Here is an 8,158-nt window from a genome sequence, read left to right as displayed (position 1 = left end):
TTCGTGTTCAAAAGACTAGTTTGCTTGCAGATGTAGACGGAAAATTTGATATTATTGTGGCTAACATTTTAGCCGAAATTTTGCTAGAGCTTATTCCACAAATGGATGCTCACTTAAATGAAGGCGGACAAGTCATCTTTTCAGGAATTGACTACTTGCAATTGCCTAAGATTGAAAAATCATTAGATGAAAATGGCTTTAAGATCGACCTTACTATGAAGCAAGGTCGTTGGGTTGGACTTGCCATTACTAGAAAAGAAAAATAATCGTGGTAAAATATTATCAATTAAATTAAACTTTGATGAGAGGCACAAACTTTTAATGAAAAAAATAGGGGATAAAATTAAGAACATTCCGATAATTAGAAAATTAAACACCTATCGATGGATGCCGCTTGTCTGGTGGAGTATTTTAGTGGTGATCTTGCCTTACGTTTCAAGTCTTTTACATGTGCCCATTGTTTGGCGCGAAGGCCTACTATTTATGATAATTGATAGCATAATTGCTTATCATGTAGGTAATCTAATCTTAAAACTAAAGCTGAAAAGATGGTGGCTGCTATTGTTGCCGATTGTTTTTTGCTTGGCAATGTTGCCTAAATTTGCTTTGTATAATTTAATGTTTGGCTTGATTTATTTAATAATTGAAGCCTTTGGATTAATGAATAAAAATATTTACCGTTAGAAGGGATGACCAGAATGTCTAAATACATTGAAATGACACATGATCAAGTGATTGATACTTGTAAAAAGTATATGAATGATGATCAGGTTGCTTTTGTAGAAAAGGCATATGAATTTGCAAATAAAGCACATGCTGGCCAAAAACGGGCATCCGGGCAACCTTATATTATTCACCCAACGCAAGTTGCTGGGACTTTAGCTACATTGGGCTTGGATCCAGATACGATCGTTGCAGGTTTTTTGCATGATACTGTTGAGGATACGCCAGTTACTAATGACGAATTAAAGGAAAAGTTCGGTGAAGACGTTACTTTTATTGTTGATGGCGTAACCAAGTTAAACAAGTATGAGTACAAGTCTCACCAAGAATTTTTGGCAGAAAATCACCGTAAGATGTTAATTGCGATGGCTAAAGACTTACGTGTAATCATGGTCAAGTTAGCCGATCGCTTGCATAATATGCATACTCTGCAGCACCTGCGTCCTGACAAGCAGCGCTGGATTTCTTCTGAAACAATGGACATCTATGCACCACTGGCTGATAGATTAGGTATTGGTACTATTAAGTGGGAACTAGAAGATATGAGTTTCCACTACTTAAACCCTGAAGCTTACTACCGCATCGTTAATTTGATGGATGTTAAGAGAAGTCAACGGGAAAAGTATATTGCTGATACTATCAAGACCTTGAAGAAGACTTTGGACGAATTAGGCATTAAATATGAGATTTATGGCCGTCCTAAGCATATTTATTCCATTTATAAAAAGATGGTTAATAAGCACAAGGATTTTGATGAAATCTATGACTTGCTTGCTGTGCGTGTAATCGTTAAGAACGTCCGTGACTGTTATGCTGTCTTGGGTGCCGTTCATACAGAATGGAAACCAATGCCTGGTCGTTTTAAAGACTACATTGCTATGCCTAAGGTCAACGGCTATCAATCCTTGCATACAACAATCATCGGGCCTGGCGGTCGTCCACTAGAAATTCAGATTAGAACTGAACAAATGCATGAAGTTGCTGAATACGGTGTTGCTGCCCACTGGGCATACAAGCGTGGCAACTTTACTGGTGTCCAAGAAAGCTCTTCTGGTGAAAAGCTTGACATGGTACGTGAAATTCTGGAATTAAAGGACGAAACCAAGGATGCCGGCGAATTCATGAAGTCAGTTAAGAGTGATATCTTTTCTGATCGTGTTTATGTCTTCACGCCAAAAGGTGAAGTATATGAATTACCAAAAGGATCAGTTACATTAGACTTTGCTTATGCCATTCATACTCAAGTGGGTAATCATGCGGTAGGTGCGAAAGTTAATAATAAACTGGTTCCGCTTGATTACAAGCTGAGAAACGGCGACGTAATCGAGATTATGACGCAAGCTAGTGCTGCGCCATCACGTGACTGGGCAGACATGGTCAAAACTTCTAGAGCTCGTAATAAGATTCGCCGCTACTTCAGAAGTCAAGACCGCGAAGAAAGTATTGAACGCGGTGAACAGATGATAGCCAATATGATTCGTGAAGAAGCCCTTGCACCTAAGGACTTTATGGATAAGGATCATATTGAAAAAATTCTTGATCATTTTAATTACCATACTGCTGAAGAATTATATGCTGCCGTCGGTTTTGGTGATTTGTCTGCGCAAGCTGTAGTTAACCGTTTAACAGTTGATTTGCGCCGTGAGGATGAAAAGCAAAAGCAAAAGGAATTAGAAGAAAGGATTCTGAACTCTGGGCAACAATCTATTCAAGATGAGCAACCAAAGAAGAATTCTAATTCTACTATGAAGGTCAAGCATAAGAACGGTGTCATGATTCAAGGCGTTAGTGACTTGATGCTTCATTTGGCTAAGTGCTGTAACCCAGTTCCTGGTGACAAGATTATTGGTTATGTTACTAAAGGCCGTGGTGTAACCATCCACAGAACAGATTGTAGAAATATTACCAAAGAAGCAGAAGAACAAGGTCGTTTAATTGACGTTGAATGGGAAAATGTTGAAGAAAATAGCGTTCAATCATTTAATGCCAATATTGAAGTCTTCGGCTACAATCGCTCTAATTTGCTCAGTGATGTAATTAACAAGCTAAATTCACTTACTAAAAATATCAATAATATTTCAGGTAAGGTTAATGAGGATAATATTGCACATATCTATGTAACTGTTGCGGTTAAAAATTCACAACAGCTTGATGAGATTTTAAGTAAATTGCGTGATATTCCAGATGTTTATGAAACTAAGAGGTCAGATAATTAATGCGAGTTGTAATTCAGAGAGTTAACCATGCTCAAGTAAATATTAACGGTAAAACCGTTGGTAAGATTGGCAAGGGGGTTATGCTATTAGTCGGTATCAAAAATGGGGATGAACTATCAGTTGTAAAGAAGGCAGCTGATAAGATTGCAAAGATGCGAATTTTTGAAGATGAGGAGGGCAAGACTAACTTATCTTTGAAAGATGTTGGTGGTGAAATCTTGAGTGTCAGTCAATTTACTTTGATGGCTAGTACTAAGAAGGGAAATCGTCCAAGTTTTGTGGATGCTATGCGTCCGCCTAAGTCTAAGGAATTATGGGAAGATTTTAATAAAGAGCTTGAAGCAAATAGCTTTCATGTTGAAACCGGTGAATTTGGAGCAGACATGCAAGTTGAACTTGAAAATGATGGTCCATTCACAATTGTGTTAGATCTTTAAATTATTCAGCCGTATGGGTTGACTTATTGCATAAAAAAATATAAGCTAATAAAGAATTATCGATGACAAAGAATGAAGATTAGCAATGATCTATTGAAAGAGACTGCTTGTGTTGGTGAGAGAGCAGATAGATCGCAGTCTGTGACACCTTTACCAGATAATGGATCGTTTTGCGAGCGTTAATCGTAGTAACCAATAAGGTGGTACCGTGCTAATATAAGCGCCCTTGATTTATTTCAAGGGTGCTTTTTATTTTTTAACAGGTTATCAAATATAAAAAGGATGATTAAATGAGAGTTCAAAAACCTAAAGGTACAGTTGACATTTTGCCTGAACAATCTGGCTCATGGCAAAAAGTCGAAGAAACTGCTAGAAACTTTTTCAATCGTGCAAATTATCGCGAAATTCGCACACCAAGTTTTGAAAACTACGAGATTTTTTCTCGTTCAAGTGGTGATAGTTCCGAAATCGTAGAAAAGCAAATGTACGATTTTAACGATAAGGGTGGTCGTCATATTGCACTTCGCCCTGAGGGAACAGCTGGCGTAGTTCGTGCATACGTTGAAGATAAGATGTATGCTCCTGAAGTTGTTAAGCCATTTAATGTTTTCTACATGGAATCAACTTTCAGATATGAAAGACCACAAGCTGGTCGTCAACGTGAATTCCACCAAATTGGTGTTGAAAGCTTCGGCTCAAGCAACCCATTAGCTGATGTACAAACTATCATGATGGGTCATGACTTATTAGGTGAACTTGGCGTTAAGAACTACCAATTGCACATTAATACTTTAGGGGATGAGCAAGTTCGTAAAGGTTACCACGATGCATTGGTAAACTACTTCACTCCAGTTAAGGATAAATTGTCAGAAGATTCCCAAAGAAGATTACGTGATAATCCTCTTCGTATTTTGGATTCCAAAGATGATCGTGATAAGAAGTTCTTGCCAGATGCACCTAAGATTCGTGATTTCTTGGATGATAATTCTAAAGCAAACTTTGAATCAATCTTAAAGATGCTTGATCAATTAGGTATCGATTATGTAATCGATGATGACTTGGTTCGTGGTCTTGACTATTACACTGGTGTTATCTTTGAATTTATGGTTGAAGATAAGAGCCTCTGGGAATCAGCAACTACCATTTTGGGTGGTGGTCGTTACGATCACTTAGTTGAAGAATTTAATGGTCCAGAAACCCCAGCTGTTGGTTTTGGTATTGGTGAAGAAAGATTAATGCTTGTTCTTGAAAAGCAAAACCCAGAATTGTTTAAGAATGAAGGCATTGATTTCTTCATTACTAACATCGGTGAAGGAACTGCACAAAAGGCTATTGAGATTGTTAGAAGCTTGCGTAAGCAAGGCTTTGAAGCTGATTTTGACGTTAACCAAAAGAAGCTTAAGGGCCAATTTAAGAAGGCTGACCGTGAAGGAGCCAAGTATGTAATTACTTTGGGTGAAAAAGAACTTGCTAACGGCGTCTTGAATATTAAGCGTTTAGCAGATGGAAAGACCATTGATCTTAGCCTTGAAGATATTAATGATATGAATAAGGTAATGAAAGAATTAAAGGACTAGAAATAATGGAAAAGATCGAAAAAAGAACAGATTATTGTGGCAATATTACTGAAAAATATATTGGTGAAAATGTAAACCTTTATGGTTGGGTACAACGTGTACGTAACCTTGGTAACTTGGTATTTATCGATTTGCGTGACCGTGCAGGTATCGTTCAAATTGTTGTTAACAAGGATTCTGGTAAGAAGTTAATGGACATTGCCGACTCACTTGGTAACGAATACGTTTTGCAAGTTAAGGGTAAGGTTGTTAAGCGTTCAGAAGTAAACCCTGACATGAAGACTGGTCAAGTTGAAGTTGATGCAACTGATATTATTGTTTTGAACAAGGCTAAGAACCCTCCATTTGAAATTAAGAATGGTGTTGAAATTTCAGAACAAACTAGATTGAAGTACCGTTACCTTGACCTTCGTCGTCCAGAGGTACAACAAGCTATTATCTTACGTTCAAAGATTTTGCGTGCTACTCACGAATTCTTTGATGAAAATGGCTTTATTGATATTGAAACTCCAATTTTGGGTAAGTCATCTCCAGAAGGTGCACGTGACTACTTAGTTCCATCAAGAATTTACCCAGGTAGTTTCTACGCACTTCCTCAATCACCACAATTGTTCAAGCAATTGCTCATGGGTGCTGGCTTTGACAAGTACTACCAGTTAGCTCGTTGTTTCCGTGACGAAGACCTTCGTGGTGACCGTCAACCAGAATTTACTCAAATCGATATGGAAATGTCATTTGCTGACGAAAAGACTATCCAAGATTACACTGAAGGCCTTTTGAAGAAGATCATGAAGGACGTTAAGGGTATTGATCTTAAGACTCCAATTAAGCGTATTTCATGGACTGATTCAATGAACAAATATGGTTGTGATAAGCCAGATACTCGTTACGGCATGCTTATTCATGACTTGAGCCCAATCTTTAAAGACAGTGACTTCAAAGTCTTCTCAGGTGCAATCGCTGATGGCGGTTTTGTTAAGGGTATCGCTGTTAAGAATGGTGCTGAGGTATACTCACGTAAGAAGATTGACCAAAAGGCAGAATTCATCAAGCGTTTCCACGCTAAGGGCTTAGCTTGGGTTAAGTTTGAAGATGGTGAATTCTCAGGTCCTGTTGCTCGTTTCTTAACTGACGAAAACAAGGAAGCTTTGAAGAAGGAATTCGATCTTGAAGGCGGCGAATTAGTAGTATTTATCGCTGACAAGTGGAAGGTCTGCTGTGACAGTTTGAACCACCTTCGTCGTGAATTCGCTAAGGAAACTGACATTATTCCTAAGGGTGTTTATGACTTTGTATGGATTGTTGACTGGCCATTATTCGAATACGATGAAGGTCTTGGCCGTTGGGTAGCAGCTCACCACCCATTCACCATGCCAGATGATGAAGGCGTAAAGCTTTTGACCACTGAACCACATAAAGCACATGCACGTAGTTACGACATCGTAATGAACGGTGACGAAATGGGTGGTGGTTCAATCCGTATCCACAAGCGTTCAATCCAAGAAGATATGTTCAAAGCATTAGGCTTCACTGAAAAGCGTGCTTATGAACAATTTGGTTACTTGCTTGACGCCTTAGACATGGGCTTCCCACCTCACGCAGGTTTGGCAATCGGTCTTGACAGATTCGCTATGATGCTTGCTGATAAGGATAATATTCGTGACGTATTGGCATTCCCTAAGAACGCTAGTGCTTCAGAACCTATGATGCATGCTCCAGCTCCAGTAGCAGATCAACAATTGAATGATTTGGGTATTGAAGTTGAAGCTAAGTACGAAGATAGCGTTAAGGCAGCTGAAAAGCGTCTTGAAGATTTAGCAGCTGAAGATGCTAAAGAAAACTCAACTTGGAATAAGTAAATAAGAGATAAATAAAAAGGAGCGATCGTTGGATCAATGTCTTAACTTAATGACATTGATCCAACGATCGCTCCTTTTTATTATGGTTTTATAAATTATTAACAAAATCAGTAATTCTACGTAAACTTTCACGTAATTGCTCAGTTGATGAAGCATATGAAAGGCGAACGTATCCTTCGCCACCTTTACCGAAGTAGCGACCAGGAGTAACACCGACTTTTGCTTTTTGAGCTAATTCATAAGCAAAGGTTTCATCGTCAGTACCATATTTTTCAGGAATCTTAGCAAAAATATAGAAGGCACCTTGTGGTGTAGCCATTTCAAAGCCTAATTTTTCCAAGCTAGTTTGCATAAATTGCAAGCGACTTTCATAAATCTTGCGTGATTGAAGTGGATCGTTTTGACCGTTGTTTAATGCTTCTACGGCAGCCATTTGGACATTGTCTGTTACTGAAGTTACCAAGAATGCATTAATCTTGCGGATATTTTGCATAATTTGCTTAGGTCCAGCAATATAGCCTAAACGCCAGCCAGTCATTGCGTATGCTTTAGATAAACCAGAAATAAGGATGTTATGATCCGAAATGTATTCTGATAAGGAATGGTGTTCAGCATTTCCGTAAACAAGTTCAGCGTAAATTTCATCAGTTACTGAAAAGATCTTGTATTCTTTAATAACTTCGGCCAAAGCCTTCAATGTTTCAGCTGGATATACACGACCGGTTGGATTTGATGGATCGGTTAAAATAATAGCTTTTGCACCTTTGCCGCAACCTTCCAAAACGTGACGCAAATGTTCAGGAGTTAAAATAAATCCATCCTTTTTGGTATCGATCTGAACGGGAATTGCACCGGTCATTTTAATTAATTGGAAATATAGTGCCCATACAGGAGTAGGTACTAAGATTTTATCACCAGGATTTAGCAAGGCCATAAACACATCATTTAACGCACCCGTAGCTCCGACAGTGACACAAATTTCACTTTTTGGATCATAGTGGACGCCAATTGAACGATCAAGATAATTGCTGATAGCATCAAGAAGTTCTGGCTTCCCGGCTTGAGGAGCATAGTGTGAATCGTCAGCTTGAATATCGGCAATGGCCGCTTGCTTGACATGTTCAGGCGTAGCAAGGTCAGGCTCACCGATAGTTAATTTAATAATACCAGGGATACCTGAAACCTTTTGATCAAATGCCCGAATTTTTGAAGCAGATAAATTATTAAGTCTTTTGTTAATAATTGAATTTAAATCATTAGATAAATTTGGCATATATGAAGTTCCTTTCTATATTACTTATATTTTATAGGACCAATTTATATATGACAACCTTTTTATATGCAAA

7 protein-coding genes are annotated in these 8,158 nt (G+C 38.4%); 6 read left to right on the top strand and 1 reads right to left on the bottom strand.

All coding sequences use genetic code 11. The features are described from left to right. The 6 genes from HMPREF0518_RS04555 to aspS all read left to right on the top strand — a co-directional run. Nucleotides 1-266 (top strand): 50S ribosomal protein L11 methyltransferase (locus HMPREF0518_RS04555; protein WP_003626581.1); only part of this gene is annotated, 266 nt, incomplete at its 5' end. Nucleotides 267-321: 55 nt separating this feature from the next. Then, nucleotides 322-684 (top strand): hypothetical protein, encoded by a 363-nt coding sequence (locus HMPREF0518_RS04550; protein WP_020829139.1) that lies wholly within the window; start codon nucleotides 322-324, stop codon nucleotides 682-684. 14 nt (nucleotides 685-698) lie between these two features. Next, nucleotides 699-2,939 carry a RelA/SpoT family protein gene (locus HMPREF0518_RS04545; RefSeq protein ID WP_003626579.1) on the top strand — a complete coding sequence of 747 codons (2,241 nt, stop codon included), beginning with the start codon at nucleotides 699-701 and terminating at the stop codon, nucleotides 2,937-2,939. Next, nucleotides 2,939-3,376 (top strand): D-aminoacyl-tRNA deacylase, encoded by a 438-nt coding sequence (gene dtd, locus HMPREF0518_RS04540; protein WP_003626578.1) that lies wholly within the window; start codon nucleotides 2,939-2,941, stop codon nucleotides 3,374-3,376. The genes HMPREF0518_RS04545 and dtd overlap by 1 nt, the downstream gene beginning before the upstream one ends. A 290-nt stretch (nucleotides 3,377-3,666) precedes the next feature. Further along, nucleotides 3,667-4,953, top strand: a complete 1,287-nt coding sequence (gene hisS / locus HMPREF0518_RS04535) for a histidine--tRNA ligase (RefSeq protein WP_003626575.1) — start codon at nucleotides 3,667-3,669, stop codon at nucleotides 4,951-4,953. Nucleotides 4,954-4,958: 5 nt separating this feature from the next. After that, nucleotides 4,959-6,812 carry an aspartate--tRNA ligase gene (aspS, locus tag HMPREF0518_RS04530; protein ID WP_003626573.1) on the top strand — a complete coding sequence of 618 codons (1,854 nt, stop codon included), beginning with the start codon at nucleotides 4,959-4,961 and terminating at the stop codon, nucleotides 6,810-6,812. An 88-nt stretch (nucleotides 6,813-6,900) separates the two neighbouring features. Here aspS and HMPREF0518_RS04525 read toward each other — a convergent pair whose 3' ends face one another. Continuing rightward, nucleotides 6,901-8,085 carry an aminotransferase class I/II-fold pyridoxal phosphate-dependent enzyme gene (locus HMPREF0518_RS04525; protein WP_003626570.1) on the bottom strand — a complete coding sequence of 395 codons (1,185 nt, stop codon included), beginning with the start codon at nucleotides 8,083-8,085 and terminating at the stop codon, nucleotides 6,901-6,903. Nucleotides 8,086-8,158: the final 73 nt, after the last annotated feature.

Origin of the sequence: Lactobacillus helveticus DSM 20075 = CGMCC 1.1877 (assembly GCF_000160855.1) — a bacterium.
In the GTDB taxonomy this organism is placed as follows: domain Bacteria; phylum Bacillota; class Bacilli; order Lactobacillales; family Lactobacillaceae; genus Lactobacillus; species Lactobacillus helveticus.
The sequence above is the reverse complement of the archived record's forward strand: the minus strand, read 5'-3'. Positions and strand labels throughout refer to the sequence as shown.

Bases quoted from the DNA above. Each gene is read 5' to 3' on its own strand.
- HMPREF0518_RS04550 (WP_020829139.1), top strand. From the start codon at position 322: ATGAAAAAAATAGGGGATAAAATTAAGAACATTCCGATAATTAGAAAA.
- HMPREF0518_RS04545 (WP_003626579.1), top strand. From the start codon at position 699: ATGTCTAAATACATTGAAATGACACATGATCAAGTGATTGATACTTGT.
- dtd (WP_003626578.1), top strand. From the start codon at position 2,939: ATGCGAGTTGTAATTCAGAGAGTTAACCATGCTCAAGTAAATATTAAC.
- hisS (WP_003626575.1), top strand. From the start codon at position 3,667: ATGAGAGTTCAAAAACCTAAAGGTACAGTTGACATTTTGCCTGAACAA.
- aspS (WP_003626573.1), top strand. From the start codon at position 4,959: ATGGAAAAGATCGAAAAAAGAACAGATTATTGTGGCAATATTACTGAA.
- HMPREF0518_RS04525 (WP_003626570.1), bottom strand. From the start codon at position 8,085: ATGCCAAATTTATCTAATGATTTAAATTCAATTATTAACAAAAGACTT.